The sequence below is a fragment of the Halosimplex carlsbadense 2-9-1 genome (assembly GCF_000337455.1).
Taxonomy (GTDB): Archaea; Halobacteriota; Halobacteria; order Halobacteriales; family Haloarculaceae; genus Halosimplex; species Halosimplex carlsbadense.
The window spans coordinates 74,800-89,735 of record NZ_AOIU01000023.1; the positions used below are offsets into that span (position 1 = coordinate 74,800).

17 protein-coding genes are annotated in these 14,936 nt (G+C 69.5%); 8 read left to right on the forward strand and 9 right to left on the reverse strand.

The window, feature by feature from the left end; all coding sequences use genetic code 11:
- Window positions 1–133: 133 nt before the first annotated feature.
- From C475_RS09370 to C475_RS09380, 3 genes are all read left to right on the forward strand, one after another.
- Window positions 134–1,699 carry a protein kinase domain-containing protein gene (locus C475_RS09370; RefSeq protein WP_006883579.1) on the forward strand — a complete coding sequence of 522 codons (1,566 nt, stop codon included), beginning with the start codon at window positions 134–136 and terminating at the stop codon, window positions 1,697–1,699.
- Window positions 1,689–2,423 carry a hypothetical protein gene (locus C475_RS09375; RefSeq protein WP_006883580.1) on the forward strand — a complete coding sequence of 245 codons (735 nt, stop codon included), beginning with the start codon at window positions 1,689–1,691 and terminating at the stop codon, window positions 2,421–2,423. The genes C475_RS09370 and C475_RS09375 overlap by 11 nt, the downstream gene beginning before the upstream one ends.
- A gap of 537 nt (window positions 2,424–2,960) precedes the next feature.
- Window positions 2,961–3,413 (forward strand): NUDIX domain-containing protein, encoded by a 453-nt coding sequence (locus C475_RS09380; protein WP_006883581.1) that lies wholly within the window; start codon window positions 2,961–2,963, stop codon window positions 3,411–3,413.
- Between the two features lie 21 nt (window positions 3,414–3,434).
- On the opposite strand, the gene C475_RS09385 is transcribed toward C475_RS09380, so the two are convergent.
- Window positions 3,435–4,046 carry a DUF998 domain-containing protein gene (locus tag C475_RS09385; RefSeq protein WP_006883582.1) on the reverse strand — a complete coding sequence of 204 codons (612 nt, stop codon included), beginning with the start codon at window positions 4,044–4,046 and terminating at the stop codon, window positions 3,435–3,437.
- 144 nt (window positions 4,047–4,190) lie between these two features.
- Here C475_RS09385 and C475_RS09390 point away from each other — a divergent pair, with 144 nt between their 5' ends.
- Both C475_RS09390 and C475_RS09395 read left to right on the forward strand, forming a co-directional pair.
- A complete protein-coding gene (locus C475_RS09390; RefSeq protein WP_006883583.1) occupies window positions 4,191–5,561 on the forward strand; it encodes a geranylgeranyl reductase family protein in 1,371 nt (456 codons plus the stop codon).
- A gap of 251 nt (window positions 5,562–5,812) precedes the next feature.
- On the forward strand, window positions 5,813–6,292 hold the full coding sequence (locus C475_RS09395; protein WP_082223286.1) for a type IV pilin: 480 nt from the start codon (window positions 5,813–5,815) through the stop codon (window positions 6,290–6,292).
- 43 nt (window positions 6,293–6,335) lie between these two features.
- Here the strand turns inward: C475_RS09395 and C475_RS09400 are convergent, their stop codons facing one another.
- A complete protein-coding gene (locus C475_RS09400; RefSeq protein WP_006883585.1) occupies window positions 6,336–7,616 on the reverse strand; it encodes an amidohydrolase in 1,281 nt (426 codons plus the stop codon).
- A gap of 297 nt (window positions 7,617–7,913) precedes the next feature.
- Window positions 7,914–8,228 carry an uS10/mL48 family ribosomal protein gene (locus C475_RS09405; RefSeq protein WP_006883586.1) on the reverse strand — a complete coding sequence of 105 codons (315 nt, stop codon included), beginning with the start codon at window positions 8,226–8,228 and terminating at the stop codon, window positions 7,914–7,916.
- 126 nt (window positions 8,229–8,354) lie between these two features.
- Between C475_RS09405 and C475_RS09410 the strand changes: the two genes are divergently transcribed.
- On the forward strand, window positions 8,355–8,816 hold the full coding sequence (locus C475_RS09410; protein ID WP_006883587.1) for a bis(5'-nucleosyl)-tetraphosphatase: 462 nt from the start codon (window positions 8,355–8,357) through the stop codon (window positions 8,814–8,816).
- Between the two features lie 126 nt (window positions 8,817–8,942).
- Window positions 8,943–10,022 (forward strand): DUF5787 family protein, encoded by a 1,080-nt coding sequence (locus C475_RS09415; RefSeq protein ID WP_006883588.1) that lies wholly within the window; start codon window positions 8,943–8,945, stop codon window positions 10,020–10,022.
- A gap of 55 nt (window positions 10,023–10,077) precedes the next feature.
- On the opposite strand, the gene C475_RS09420 is transcribed toward C475_RS09415, so the two are convergent.
- The 5 genes from C475_RS09420 to C475_RS09440 form a co-directional block, all read right to left on the reverse strand.
- Window positions 10,078–10,401 carry a DUF5783 family protein gene (locus tag C475_RS09420; RefSeq protein ID WP_006883589.1) on the reverse strand — a complete coding sequence of 108 codons (324 nt, stop codon included), beginning with the start codon at window positions 10,399–10,401 and terminating at the stop codon, window positions 10,078–10,080.
- A 57-nt stretch (window positions 10,402–10,458) separates the two neighbouring features.
- Window positions 10,459–10,953 (reverse strand): DUF5797 family protein, encoded by a 495-nt coding sequence (locus tag C475_RS09425; protein WP_006883590.1) that lies wholly within the window; start codon window positions 10,951–10,953, stop codon window positions 10,459–10,461.
- Between the two features lie 63 nt (window positions 10,954–11,016).
- Window positions 11,017–11,451, reverse strand: a complete 435-nt coding sequence (locus C475_RS09430; RefSeq protein WP_268869908.1) for a Mut7-C RNAse domain-containing protein — start codon at window positions 11,449–11,451, stop codon at window positions 11,017–11,019.
- A gap of 152 nt (window positions 11,452–11,603) precedes the next feature.
- On the reverse strand, window positions 11,604–13,346 hold the full coding sequence (gene polX / locus C475_RS09435) for a DNA polymerase/3'-5' exonuclease PolX (RefSeq protein ID WP_006883592.1): 1,743 nt from the start codon (window positions 13,344–13,346) through the stop codon (window positions 11,604–11,606).
- On the reverse strand, window positions 13,343–13,792 hold the full coding sequence (locus C475_RS09440; protein WP_006883593.1) for a DUF5788 family protein: 450 nt from the start codon (window positions 13,790–13,792) through the stop codon (window positions 13,343–13,345). The genes polX and C475_RS09440 overlap by 4 nt, the downstream gene beginning before the upstream one ends.
- Window positions 13,793–13,988: 196 nt before the next feature.
- Here C475_RS09440 and C475_RS09445 point away from each other — a divergent pair, with 196 nt between their 5' ends.
- Entirely contained in the window at window positions 13,989–14,594 is a 606-nt protein-coding gene (locus tag C475_RS09445; RefSeq protein ID WP_006883594.1) for a DUF7110 family protein, read from the forward strand.
- A gap of 75 nt (window positions 14,595–14,669) precedes the next feature.
- Here the strand turns inward: C475_RS09445 and C475_RS09450 are convergent, their stop codons facing one another.
- A complete protein-coding gene (locus C475_RS09450; protein WP_049930384.1) occupies window positions 14,670–14,924 on the reverse strand; it encodes a HalOD1 output domain-containing protein in 255 nt (84 codons plus the stop codon).
- Between the last annotated feature and the right edge of the window lie 12 nt (window positions 14,925–14,936).

The following is a 14,936-nucleotide window of genomic DNA, read 5'->3' on the forward strand; positions in this document are numbered from 1 at the left end:
TGGCGCGGCTGGCGGTTAAGTTTCCCGGCGCTTCGGTCCGCCCGGAGCCCTCCGGGACCCAAACAGTCTTGGTAGATGACCGGAGAAATATGCGGAGTACGAGCCGCCCAGCGCGGCGCGGCCACCGACCACGATGTCCGAGGACGACGACGGGACGAACCGGGACGGGACGGGAACCGGCGAGAGCGACCGCGACGGGATGGCGACCGCCCGGAACGACCGCGACGCGGACGACGACCCGGTGCTGACCGTCCTCGCCGACCCCGGGCGTGGCGACGAGCGGCTGCCGCAGTTGCTCGGCGCGCTCGACGGCGGCGACCACACCGGGCGACTGCGCGCCGCGCTCGCGCTCTGTCTCGTCGTCGAGGCCGACCCGGACCTGCTCGACCCGGTGGTCCGGCGGCTGGTCGACCGGCTGGACGACGACTCGCCCGTCGAGGTGCCCCACGCGCTGGACTACCTCGCCGCCCGCCGGCCGAAGGCGGTCGACGAGGTGGTCACGGATCTAAACGAGGGGCGCGAACTGCGGGCGCGCGAGCACCTCTATCAGTCCGGCGCCGGGTTCGCCCGCAGCGGCTACCTCTCGTCGGAGCCGGGCGAGCGCGGTGTCGGCCGGGCACGCGTGGCGGGCGGCGAGGCCGGGGGCAAGGACGGCCAGCGCGTCTACACCGACCGCTCGCCCGGCGCAGACTTCGACCCGTCGACGCTCGCCGAGGGAGGCGGTGCGAGCGGAGCGGAGGGCGACGGAACCGGCGGTGACGCCGAAGCGGACCAGCGCGACTCTGCCGACGACGACGCGGACGACGACCGGCGGGCGCTGACGCGCGGGCGGCTGGCGCTGGTCACCCGCCGGCTCTCGGCGGTGATCGAGCGGAGTCGCTTCGACGACCTGTCGGTCCTCACCGACCGCAGCGGCGACCGGTTCGGCGACCGCTACCGCGCCGTCGGGACCGTCGGCGACGAGGAGGTTCCCCTCTCGCTGGCTGTCTTCCGGGTGGCCGACGACGACCGCGCGGCGTTCGCCGGCGCGCTCCGGGAGGCTCTCGACGCCTGGGTCGGCGTCGACGACCACGAGTCGGTGGTGTCGGTCTACGACTGGGGGCTCCGACCGCGGCCGTGGGCCGCGCTGGAACACACCGGGACCACGCTGGCCGACCGCGGGGACGAGACCTTCGAAACCGGCGAGGCGGTCACGAACGCCGTCGAGGTCGCCGACGCCGTCGCTCACGCCCACCAGCGCGGCGTCGTCCACGGCGCGCTCGACCCCGGGACCGTCGCCTATCCCGGCGATACCCTCACCGAGCGCGAGCGCCAGCGCCCCCGGCTCACCGACTTCGGTCTCGCTCGCGTCTACGCCGACCGTCGCGGGCTCGCGAACGTGATAGACCCCAGATTCGCCGCCCCGGAACACTACTCCGGCCGGTTCGGCGGCGTCGACCGCGCCACCGACGTGTACGGCCTCGGCGTCCTGCTCTACCGGCTCGTGACCGGCGAACCGCCATACGACGGGCCCGTCGAGGAGGTCCGTGCCGGGGTGTGTTCCGACCGCACCCCGGTGCCGAGCGAGGTCGCCCCCGACCTCCCCCGCGGGCTGGACCAGGTGGTCCGCAAGGCGACGGCGACGGGGAAACTCACCAGGTACGAGACGGTGACGGGGTTCCGTCGGGAACTCCGGGGGGTCGACGTCGATGGCCGGTGAGGTGGAGTTCGGGCTCTATCTCGTCGCCGACAACCCCAACCTGACCTTTATCGTCTTCATCGGCCTCGTCCTCCTGACGGTCATCGCCGCCCGCTTCGGCGCCTACGCCTACCTCAACATGCGCGCCACCGGCGTCGACGCCCAGCGCGTCCTCTGGGAGTACCTGCTGTACGTCGGGGCCGTCGCCGCTCTCTACGGCGTCGTCGGCATCCTCGAGATCGTCTCCTCGATCCGCACTCCGTACAACACCGGCCTCATGCTCGCCGTCGTCCTCCTGCTCGCGCTGTCCGTGCGGGAGATCTACTTCAACGCCGCGCTCTCGACCACCGGCGCCGACGGCGCGTTCCCGGGACGGCGCTTCCTCGAAGTCGTCTTCGTCGGCGTCGTCGCCGCCGTCGTCTTCGGGATCGCCCTCGTCGGCCTCCGTCGCCCGCTGCTCGCGCTCCAGGGCGCCGGCGCGCTCGCGTTCGCCGGCTACGGCTTCTGGTTCGGCCGCAAGCAGACCGCCGCCGCGATGGTTCAGGGCACCATGATCGACTCGCTGCTCCGCCACCTGCTGCCCGTCCTCGCCTTCGCCACGCTCGTCCCCGCCGTCGACCTGGCGACCGTCGCCGGCCTCGACCGCGTCGTCGTCCAGCACGTCCAGATCGTCTTCGTCATCATGACCGCCACCGCGCTGATGACCGCCACGATCAAACTCCGGCAGAACCTCGTGAGTCTGTGACTCTCGGTGGATTTTCGAACCGGCGCGCGCTGTCGAGCGTGCCCGCCTCATGGCGGGCCGCTCGAAATAGTCGTGCGAGGTCCTCGCGAACCGTGTGAGCGAGGGCTTGTCAGAGCTTGCTCTGACAGTGGATGAGCGAACGGAGTGAGCGAATCGGTTGGGGAGGGTCGTGGCCGTCTGCGGTGCTGTGCGGGGCAGTCTACTGTTGCGGTCGCGGTGCTGTGCTGTTCCTGGCGGACTGAAAGGGCGAGGCGCGCTCGCGTTCATCCAGTCGCTTGAGCGGGCCACTATCCGCGCGGGCGGTGTCGAGAGCGCGGATATCCCGCTCAGCGACCGCGAACGTGCCGAGAGCTTTCATCGCTCACCGTCGAGTGCGGTCGAAACGACTGCTAGGGGTCGGGCGGAGGGGTTTCAGCGCTTGCCGTCGACTGTGGTGGTTCAACTCCGAGCGAGCAAGTAGAGAGCCCCCCGCTATCACGTCGAACCAATCACACGGACTCGAAAGAACGAACACCGAGATCCACCACGAGACACACCATGGACGAGTACGCACACGTCGTCAACGTCGACGGTGCCGTCGCGAGAGCGCGCGACGACGGCAGCACAGAGTATTTGCTCGTCGAGCGAAGCGCTGAGGAGGACCACGCGGCCGGCCTGCTCGGCCTCCCCGGTGGGAAACTCGAACCCGAACCGGGCATCGACCACGCGGTCGAGGCCACGGTCCGACGGGAGATCGAGGAGGAGGTCGGCGTCGTCGTCGGGGAGGTCGCGTACGTCTGCAGCGGCACCTTCGAGACCGACACCGGCCACCAGTGTCTGAACGTCGTCACGCTGTGCGCCTACGACGGTGGCGACGCCCGCCCTCGCGAGCCCGAGGAGGTCGCGGCGGTCCACTGGCTCACGATGGACGAAATTCGCGCTCGCGAGGACGTGCCCGCGTTCACCGAGACGTACGTCGAGCGGGCCGCAGCCGTTCGCGACTCGAAGTGAGTCGCGCCGGAGCGCCGCCGGTCACAGCCGGTCGCGGTCGACGCGCACCCGCTCGAACGCCTCGACGGCGAGCCAGCCGCCCCAGACGGCGAACGCGACCGACCCGAACAGTTCAGGGATTGCGATACCCGGCGGGAACCACGGGAACAGCGCCCACCAGGCCCACGAGACGACGTGGAGGACGCCGAGCAACAGGAGTACCAGTCCGCGGAACTGCCGACCGGCGGCGTAGTCGCCGGCGCCCCAGAGGAACACGGCGAGCGTCAGGAACACGAAGAAGGGGATCGCGACCAGGCCGTGGAACGGGCTGGGGATCGGGAACGCGCCGACCAGCGCCATGAACAGCATGGCGAGCAGGCCGAAGACGCCGCCCGCTTGCCGGATCGGATGCGCCGTCTCGGCCAGCACCGAGACGACGAAGCCGGCGCCGAGGGCGCCGCCGACCAGCAGGGCGCCGTTGAAGATCGGGGCCGTCACCGCGCCGCGGGCGCCGAGGTCGGAGAGGGCGTAGGACAGCGGCGAGAACCACGGTGCCGCGACCATCGCGTAGCAGACGCCGCCGAAGGCGACGACGATGGCCGCGAGGCCGACGGCGGGCGGGACCAGCGGGCGAGCGGGGTCGTACTCGGCCATAGCGCCCGCTGGGACCGCCGCGAGGAAAAAGGAGGGGGTCGCCGACGACTGGCGGTCGGACCGGGGCGGTCCGCCACCGCGGACCCCTCCCGAGGCGAACGACGGTTGGTAAAGATTTTCTCCGTGGGCGTATCAGGGGTGTGCATGACTACACGCGAGTACGACGTCGTCGTCGTCGGGGCGGGGACCGCCGGTTGTTACGCCGCGGCGACCGTCGCCCGCGAGGGCTACGACGTCGCGCTCCTCGAGCGCAAACCCGAGGAGGAGGGGGGCCACATCGCCTGTGGCGACGCCCTCAAGGGCGCCAGTTCCTTCCCCGACGCGATCCCGAAATCGAAGATCGAACCCGCGATGACCAACACCGGCGTCGACCACGGGCGCTTCGAGATACCCCAGGAGGACACCGTCCTCGAAATTCCCGTCCCCGGGGAACTTGCCGTCATCGACCGCTGGGAGTACGGCAAGGCGGTCATCGAGGGGGCGCGCGAGGCCGGCGCGGCGATCCACTTCGACACGGTCGTCCAGGACGTACACCAGGCCGACGACGGCACCGTGACAGGCGTCCGAGCCACGCACGAGGGCGACCCCGTCGACTACCAGGCCGAGATGGTGATCGACGGCGCGGGCGCGCTGTCGATCCTCCAGGACAAGGTCGACTTCGATGGAGCGAGCTTCGACACCAACGTCAGCTACAGTCAGTTCTGCTCGGCCTATCGCGAGGTCGTCACGGTCGACGACCCGGTCGAGTGGGACGACGCGCTCGTGTTCAAGCCGACCGAGCGGGCGGCTGGCTACCTCTGGTACTTCCCGCGAACGGACACGGAGATCAACGCCGGGCTGGGCTTCCAGATGAACGAGGAGCCGATGCACCTGGTCGAGGACCTCAAGCGCGACCTGCGCAACCGCGAGGAGTTCGACGGCGCGACCGTCGAGGACAAGCTCGGCGCCGCGCTGCCGACCCGCCGGCCCTACGACTCGGCGGTCGCACCGGGCTTCGTCGCCGCGGGCGACGCGGCGGGGCTCGTCAACCCCACGACCGGCGGCGGCATCGGCGGCGCCGCCTACTCCGGGCAGTACGCCGGCGAGCAGGCCGTCGCCGCCATCGAAGACGGCGACGTGAGCGAGGACGCCCTCTGGGAGTACAACAAGCGGGTGATGGACCACTTCGGGGCCCGCTTCGCCACGCTGGACGTGTACAACATCTTCGTGACGGCCTACGACATCGACAGCCTGATGGGCATGCTGGCGGCGCTGCCGGCCGAGAAGATCGCCGAGGGCCTGTACGCCGGCGAGACCGACATCGGTCTCTGGCTCAAGCTCAAGACCGCGGTCAAATCGGTCGGCCACTGGGGGACGATCTACGACCTCTACGAGACGAAACAGCTGGCCGAGCGCGTGCTCGCCCACTACGAGGACTACCCCGAGACCCGTGCGGGATTCTCCGACTGGCAGGTTCGCCGCGACGAGATCTTAGACGACGTGTACGAGACGACCGGCGCCGACCCGAAGTACTGAGCGCTCGCGCTCTCCCCGTCCCGACCGCTTCCCATCGACCCGGAGCCGCCGGATCCGCCGTTACCCGTGATATTCCGGCTAGTAAACGGTGACTACCTCATAGATCGTGACGAATATTTATATGTATTCATCAACATATCGATCGGTAACGCGCGGTGGGGAACAGTCCGGGTGAATGCGGGTCGGCGGCTGGGGTCGCCGTCCCACGAGGGTGTCCGGGCATCGTTCAGGCGCGCGTGGGGAAGACAAGCATGACAGAACGCGACACATCGAGAGCTGTTTCACCGGTCATCGGGGTCATCCTGATGGTCGCGATCACCGTCCTGCTGGCGGCGACGGCGGCGACGTTCTTCATGGGGTTCGAGGGGTCGCTGTCGGGCTCGCCTACCGTCGCGGTGCAGGGCGAGTTCGCCGTCGACAGCGGCGGACACGAGCTCGCAGTGGAGTTCACGGGCGGCGATGTCGTGGCCAGCGAGAACGTGAAGATACACGTCGCGAACGCGGGCTGTCGCGGCGTCGGGTCGGTCACCGACCGGTACGGCGTCGGGGAACTCGGGGTCTCCGGGTCGACAATCGCCGCCGGGACGGACGCGCAGGTGACGGTCGGGAACGTCTGTCCGACGGCGGCGAGCCAGCTGGACCTCTCGCGGACGGAAGTGACCGTCTCGTGGGTCGAGCCCGGCGCCGCGAGCGGACAGGTGCTCTACCGCTGGCGCGGTCCCGGGGCCTGAGTCCGCGCTTTCGGTCCTCGCCCCGCTGGGCTCCCGCCCTCGCTCACGGCCGGTCACGCGCGAGCGCCAGAACCGTCTCCGTCAGCACGTCGACGCCGACGACGAGCGAGTCCTCGTCCACGTCGAAGGTCGCGGTGTGGTGGCCGCCCGGATGGTCGGTCCCGACGCCGACGTACGCCGCCTTCCCGCCGCGGTCCTGTACCCGGTTCATCAGGAACGTGGCGTCTTCGCTCCCGCCGAGGTCGTCGTTGCGCAGGATCGAATCGACGCCGGCCGTCCGCCCCGCCACCGTCTCGACCACGTCGACGATAGCGTCGTCGCTCTCCCCTCCCGGCGCTTCGCCGTCGGGCGTCAGTTCCACCTCGCAGTCGTGCATGGTCGCCGCGCCCTCGATCACCGACTCGGCGCGCTCGCGCATGTACGCCATGAGCTCGGTCGTCTCGCCGCGGACCTCGCCCTCGATGTGAGCTTCCTCCGGGATCACGTTCGTCGCGCTCCCCCCGCCGACCTTTCCGGCGTTGACCCGCGTGACGCCGTCCTCGTGGCGCGGGATCGCGTAGAGATTCTGCACGGCTGCGGCCATCGCCTGAACGGCGTTGCGACCGTCCGCCGGACGGCCGCCGGCGTGGGCGGATTCGCCCGAGAACGCCGCCCGGAACTGGTGGACCGCCAGGAACCCCTCGACGCCCGCGACGACCTCCCCCGTCGGGTGGTCGAGCCCGATGTGGACGGCCAACAGGTAGTCGACGTCGTCGAGCAGGCCGCTCTCGGCCATCGGCTTGCCGCCGCCGATCGACTCCTCGGCGGGCTGGAAACACACCTTCAGCGTCCCCGCGAAGTCGCTGTCGGCGACCGCCTCCAGCACCCCGAGCCCGATGGTCGCGTGGGCGTCGTGCCCGCAGGCGTGCATCGCCCCGTCGTGCTCCGACCGGAAGCCCTCCCGGGCGGGGACGTGCGCGTCGTCGGTCGACTCCTCGCGCGGGAGGCCGTCGATATCGACCCGCAGGGCGACAGTGGGGCCGTCGCCGCGTTCGAGGGTGGCCATCGCGCCGGTGTAGCCGCCCCGCAGTCGTTCCAGCGTGTCGGGGTTCGCGCCGGCCTCCTCGGCCTGGCGGAACCACCGCTGTAGCTCCTCGTCGTCGGGGACGGCGATGCGCTCGCCGTCGGCCAGAACCTCGGGGCCGACCAGAATCTCGTCCACGTCCATCGATTCGAGTTCGTCGACGATCCGCGCGGTCGTCCAGAACTCCCGCCAGGCGGGCTCGGGCTTGCGGTGGAACTCCCTGCGCAACGCGACCAGACGCTCGCGACTCGGCTGACTCATGGAGGGTGATGGGCGCCGCGGGAAGGTGTCGGTTTCGGCGACGGGTCTCTGTGAACGGGGTGTGCTCTGTTTGGAGTACAGCGACCGCAACGAACAGCGTGAAAGCCCCCGACCGCTCCGGTCGAGGGGATTGCTGCGCGCTTCGCTCACTATGCTCGCTCCAGTGCTTGCTGCTCCCGTCTTCCCGGAGCGGACCGCCTCTTTCACGCTGTTCGCGGTTCCGTTCAACTTCGCGGTCGCTGTGGACCTGATCGTCGAGCGGGACGGGACGAGAGTGCCAGAGAACGGAGTTCCTAGTCAGCGGACCTGTTCGATCTCGGCTTCGACGTGGATGCGGTCGGGGTAGTCGTCGCCGGCGACCGAGCGGGCGAAGTCGTCGTGGCCGTGGACCTCGACGGTGCGGGTGTAGGCGGTGTACTGCCAGGGCTCGAACTCGCCGCCGTCGGCGGCCAGCCGCTTGGACTGAGGCACGCGATGGTCCGTCGGCGGCTGGGGATGGGGCCCTTTCAGCTCCACGCCCTTGCGCTCGGCGGCGGCCTTGACCCCGTCGACGACGTCGTCGAGGAGCCGTCGGTCCCCGCTCGTGAACGTGAGCTTCGTTACGAAGGGCATGTCAGTGCGGTCGCCGGGCACCGGGATAAGCCATGCGTTTGCCCCCGAACACCTGTCGAGGGGCCGAGTGGTCACCGCGACGACGCTCCGATATTCACTTAAGGAGTGATAGAGTACTTAGTGGCAATGATAGAGGCCACGAGCGCGGGAGCCATCCTCTTTCGCGACACGCGTGGCCGGCGGGAGTACCTCCTCCTCAAGAGTCGCCCGGGCGACTGGGAGTTCCCGAAAGGGGGCGTCGAGGGCGAGGAAGAGCTCCAGCAGACCGCCATCCGCGAAGTGAAAGAGGAGGCCGGAATCGGTGATTTCCGGCTCTTGGACGGCTTCCGAGAAGACTACGACTACGTGTTCGAAGCCAACGGCAACACCATCCACAAGACCGTACACCTGTTCATCGCTCGCTCCTTCGAGGCGTCGGCGGAGCTCTCCCACGAGCACCGCGACCTCCAGTGGCGCGACTACGAACAGGCCATCAACACCGTCACGCAGGACGGCCCACGCGAGATCCTCGAAGAGGCTCACGAGTTCCTCGACGAGAAACTCGCAGAGGACGAAGACGACGAGAGCGAGGAAGACGGCGAGGCGTAACCGCTCCGGACGGAGTGCGGTCCCGTGGCCGGGTGCGGTGCCCGGCCGCGGCCAGCGGCCGCTCCGTCCCGCGACGCTCGCCGGCTCGCGAAACGTATAACCGCGCCGGGGAACCAATCTCGGGTCGTGTCACCCAGGGACGGCGCCGTCGCCGACTCGGAGTTCGTCTTCGAGCTGGCGGTCTGTCAGTGGGCGGAACGCGAGTGGCCGCCGACCGGGAGCGGAACTGGAGAGGACGACCACATCGCCGTCGTCGCCCGGCAGATCGGGACGAAACGGCGCCGGTGGGACACCGTCGTCGTCGAGTGCGACCCCGAGGGACTGGCCCAGCGGGCGAAGTTCGGGCTCGCCGAACTCGACTCGGACCTGCTCCACGTCGTCCGCAACGCTCCCGCCGAGTGGACCTGGTATCGCGACGCCCTCCCCGACCCCGGCTATCCCTGGCGCTACGTCCGCGAAGCGGTCCATCAGGCGGCCGACAGGGGTGTCGTCGAGACCCGTCGCCGCTCGAACAACCGCGTCGAGATCCGCCGGAAGTGGGCCTATCCGGACTGGGTCGAGCGGATCGTCGCGGTGGAGAACAAGCCGGATCTCGACGCCAGCGCCGCGCGGGCGCTCGGCCCGCAACTGGAGCGTGACGTGGCGCTCTCGCTCGCCGACGAGGTGTGGGTCGCCACGACCGAGACCGGCGAGACGGTCGAGCCGGCGCTGGTCGAGGACGTGCCCGTCGAAGCGGGCGTCCTCACGGTCGACGCGACGGGAACAGCCGCAGTGTCCTGGCACCCCCGGTCGCTGGCTGTCGACGACCCCGGAACACGCATCCTCGAACGACCGACGGGCGGCGACCGTGACGCCTCGGCCGCCCGCTTCGAGTACGCCGACCCCGAGTGGAAGGCCGACAAACGCCTGGAACTCGCCGAGCGGGCCTACGGCCGCGGCTGGCGCGCTTACGCCGACACGATGCGCCCCGACTGCCGACACTTCCGGCTGACGGACACCGAAGCGGGCTTTCTCCCCTACTGTGCCGCGAAGGGCTGTCACCCGACGGCCGGGGAGTGTTCCGGCTCCTGCGGCGAGTTCGAACCCGAGCCGCCCGTGTGGCGCTCGGGCGACTGGCCCATCTCGGGCGGACCCGGCAAGGGGATCCAGCGACTGCTGGACCGGCAGCGACGTCGCCAGCGGCCGGGGTTGGACGGAGAAACGTAGCGGTCTCGGGCGTTCGATCCCCTGCGGTCGCGTCCAGTCGTCGCCGTCTCCGCTCTCAGTCGTCCTCGAACCCGAAGATCCGCCGCAACTCGAACTCGATGCGGTCGACGAACTCCTCGAGGACGGCGTCGAACGTCTCGTCGTCGACGGGGACCTCACCGGCCCGTTCGCGCGGGTTCTCCGGGAGCTCGACCCGGAACTCGCCGTCCCCTTCGTAGAACGGTTCGCTCCCGTCGAGCACCCGGCGGTCGATCGCTTTGAGGAGCGTCGAGTCGTATCGACCGTGGAAGTGCTGGTAGGCGTTCCTGTACGCTGTCTGCAGTTCGTCCATGTAGTGGACGTACTTGTCCTCGAACTGCTCCGGGTCGAAGGCCGTCATCGCCGGCCCGTTCGATCGCGAGCCGGTAAACGGCTCCGTTCGACGGGGAGACGGACCTCAGTCGCCCTCGTCGTCGAGCCGAGTGACCTCCAGCGCGTCGCGCTCGACGGCCAGCCGGTAGGTCGGGACGGTCTTCTGGACGCGGTCGACGACGCCCTTCTCGGCGAGCGAGCGCAGCGCAGACCGGACTTCGTCGACATCGGGGTCGCGGCCGGCCTCGCGGAGGTCGTGCAGCGTCGCGACGACGCTCTGGGGTTCGTCGTCGTGGTCGGGGAGTACGTCGATCGTCGCGGCCTGCAGCGCGGGGACGGTGACGGTCTGTTCGTCGATCTCGCCCTCGACCTCGTCGCCGACCAGGCTGTTGGCCTCCGGCGTGGCGCAGATGAGGCTGTCCTCGTCGCGGTAGTAGTAGTCCTTCAGCTCGGATTCGAGGTACTGGTGAACGTCGCTCCCGCTGTCCATGTCCCACTGGGCCTGCAGCTCGGCGTTTTTCGTCGGCTGGAGCGCCACCACGTCCGCGAGTCGCTCGCGGGCCTCGTCCGATAGCGTCATTCGTCCGGGGGTAGGTTCACCGGGTTATTAATCCGTGTTGCTTGCCGGACGACGACGCTTCGCTCACAGGTCGTCGAGCGTGCCGGCCACGTCCGCCCAGTGGCTCCCTTTCCAGAAGTGCTGGCCGCAGTTGTGACAGCGCCAGACGGTCTCCTCGTGGGTCTCGGGGGCGTAGTCCGGGGTCGGCTCGGTCCGGTCGACGCGTTCGAGCGGGCCGTTACAGGCCGAACAGCGCGCCGGCTCGTCGGCCAGTTCGAGGTCGAACCCCGACCGGCGCAGCTCGAGCAGCTGCTCGGTCACCTCCCGCGTCGAGAGCAACTGCGACCGCTCGGCGCGGGCCGCCAGCTCGCGGTCGCGGGTCACCAGGACTCGCCCTTCGGTGTGGGTGAGCGCCAGCACGTCGTCGTCGGCCTCGATACCGCGCTCGCCCGCGTAGGCGGCGTCGTACCCGCACATCCGTAGGTACGTCGCCAGCTTCCCGAGCATGGTGTCGAGCAACAGCGCCGTCTCGCCCGCCGGTTCCTGCGGGAGGTCGTCGCGGTCGGCACCGCCGTCGCGGTCGGTGGGCCCCCCGTCTCCGACCGCCTCGGCGGCCACAGTGGTTCCCCCGCGGTCGCTCGCGCGCTCGTCGGTGTCGGACTGGTCGCCGGTCATTCGAGGAACTCGCGCAGGCCTTCGACGCCTCGCGTATTGAGTACGTCGGTCTGTTCGGCCCAGCCCCGACGGGCCGTGTGGACGCCGTAGCGGACGAGTCCGTAGCTCTCCGGCCGGTGGGCGTCGGTATCGACGGCGATCGTCGCGCCCGCCTCGACCGCGACCTTGACCGCGCCGCCGCCCAGATCCAGCCGGGCGGGGTTCGAGTTGACCTCCAGCGCGGTGCCGGACTCGGCCGCGACCGACGCCAGCCGCTCGACGTCCACGTCCAGCCCGGACCGCTGATTGATGTAGCGGCCGGTCGGGTGGCCGATGACATCGACTTCGGGGTGTTCGGCGGCGGCGACCAGCCGGTCGGTGCCGTCGCCGTCCAGCCCGGAGTGAGGGGAGGCGACGACCACGTCCAGCTCGGCGAGCAGGTCGTCCGCTACGGAGACCGACCCGTCGGCGTCGACGTTGGCTTCGACGCCGGAGAACACCGCGATGTCGGCCTCCTCGGCGACCGCCCGGACCTCTGCCAGTTGCTCCCGCAACTCCTCGTCGGGGACGCCGACGCCGCCGACCATCCCGGGTCCGGTGGCGTGGTCGGTGATCGCGACGTAGTCGTGGCCGAAGGCGGCCGCGCCCTCGACCATCTCCGCGATCGTGTGGTCGCCGTCCGACCAGCCGGTGTGGGTGTGCAGATCGCCCCGGATCGCCGACGGCTCGACCAGATCCGGGAGGGCGCCTTCCTGTGCGGCCTCGATCTCCCCCCAGCTCTCTCGGATCTCGGGCGGCATCCACGGCAGACCGAGCGCCTCGTACATCCCCGCCTCGGTCTCGCCGGCGACGCGCTCGCCCGCCCGCTGGTCGGCGTCGGGGTCCTCGACTTCACTCACGTCGAAGACCCCGTACTCGTTCATCTTCAGGTCGGCGTCGATGGCGACGTTGCGGAGCGCGACGTTGTGGTCCTTGCTCCCGGTGAAGTACTGCAACGCGCTCCCGAACTCGGCGGGGGCGACCACGCGCAGGTCGACGCGTACCTCCCCGGAGCGGACGCTGGCCTTCTGGTCGCCGGCCTCGATGACGGTGTCGGCGTCGGGCCAGTCGACGAACGCCTCGACCACCGCCTCGGGGTCGTCGCTTCCGACGAGTACGTCCACGTCGCCGATAGTCTCCTTCCACCGGCGCAGCGACCCCGCGAGGTCGATCCGCTCGACGGCCGGTTCGCCGTCGAGATACGAGACGACGCCGTCCCCGCGGGGACGGGCCTCGCCCAGCAACTCGCGCTCGGTCGCCTCGCGGGCGAACTCGATGTTCTCCAGGATGTTCTGCTCGGTCTTCTCGCCGAAGCCGCTGACCTCGCGGATCTCGCCGGCCTCGGCGGCGGCCTCCAGGTCGTCGAGGTCCTCGACGCCGAGCGCCTCGTAGAGGCTGCCGACGGTCTTCGGGCCGACGCCCTCGACGCGCGTCAGCGCGTCGATGTCGACCGGCATCTCCGCGCGCAACTCCGCCAGCTCCTCGATCTCGCCGGTCTCGACGTACTCGACGATCTTGGCGGAGATGGCGTCGCCGACGCCCTCGATCTCGCCGACTGCGGACTCGCCGTCGTCGGCGGCGAGGCCGGCCACGTCGGCGGGCGAGTCGCGGACGTTCTCGGCGGCGCGGCGGTAGGCGCGGGGTTTGTACTCGACGGCCCTGGCTTCGAGGCGGTCGGCGAACTCCTCGAGACGGTTGGCGATCTCGTCGTTGCGGCTCATGACGACCTCGACCGGTGACTCCCCTGGCTGTCCCGGTCCTGTCCGAGCGCCTTCTGCAGGAAGTTCATCCAGCGCTTCTTGTCGGCGGTCTCCTGGGCCTCTATCTCCGCTTCGAGGTTCGTCGGGCCGAGGTTCTCCAGAGCGTTGAGCGCGCGGTCGATCCCGATGATCGCCTCGACCAGCGCTTCGCCCTCCTCGCGGGAGATGTCGCCGTCCTCGATCAGCTCCGTGCGCTCGCGGCGTTCGCGCCGAAGGTTCTTCTTGGCCTGCTCGACGCGCTCGCGCTCGCCCGCGGGAACGGTGTCGCGGCGTTTGATCTCGAAGACGAACTCCCGCAGGTCGACGGTCTCCCCCTGTATCTCGATGCGGTCGGGGATGGTCGCACCCACGGTGGCTCCCTCGCGGCCGATGCGTTCCAGGAGCTGTTTGCGCTCGTACTCTTTCACGGTCGTCAGTGGGGTCTCGACGGTCAAAAATCCACGCGATGGCACCCTCCGCGGTTCGTTCGCGGGCCGGACCCGGACGGACGGCCGCCGTCGCCGCGCGAGTTCGCGCCGAATCCGAAGGGTAGGCCCTATATGGGTGGGCGTCCTACGAGGGTGTAGCACCGTCGTCAGCGGACGGCCGGCGATTCCATCAACTATGTCCCGCGTATACAGACTCCACTCGACACTGGAACTGCCCCTGGAGGACGTGTACGACTTCTTCGACGACCCGGATCTCCCGGACGGTATCGAAGACGTCGACATCACCCGCCGGAACAACACACTCATAATCAGCGCTGTCTCCGCCGACGAGAGCATCAGCAAGTACACGCCGACTGCGCAGCTGAAAGCCAGCGTCACGGAGAACCGCGTCTACGAAGAGATCGAAGAGGACGAAGAGGACGACAGCTCCCCCGTTCACACCACCGACACCGCCGGCGGCCCGCAGTGGGGTGCCCTCGAAGAGGAAGAGGAGGAACCGCCCTCCGAACTCGTCGAGTACGCCTGTTTCAAGGGCGACCGCGAGACCGTCCTCCAGAACAGCACCCTCCAGTACGAGATGTTTCTCGTGCTCTGTGAGATCGCCCGCGAGGCCGAGAAAGGCACGCTCACCGCGATCACGTGCCCCGACGACGATCTGGAAGCCGTCCGCATCGTCGACAGTGAGGACCGGCCCGCCTCCATCAACGTCGTCGAGGACCCCCGCGAAGACGAGGACTCCGAGGGCGTCAACTGGCGCGACAACGAGTTCATCAGCGGCTAGCGGTCGTTCCTGTCGTCCCCGTCTCTCACCCCCTTACCCACTGGTGTGCCGACCGCGGAGTCTGCCGGCCGCGTTCTACACCGCGGCGTCGCGCACGTCGACGCTCCCGTCGCTCGTACACTCGACCGTACAGCCAGCGTAGTCGAACGTCACCCGTCCGCCGGTCCCGTCAGGCCCCGAAAACAGCGCGTCGAGCGCGTCCGGGTCGAGCGCATCGTACAGCGGCGGGAGGGCGATCTGTTCGACTCCCTTGTACGCCGCGACCGCCGAGACGACGGTCTCGCTCGGCGGCTGGCTATCTTCGCTGTGACCTGGTGCGGTCGTACTCATTGAGCGCGGGTT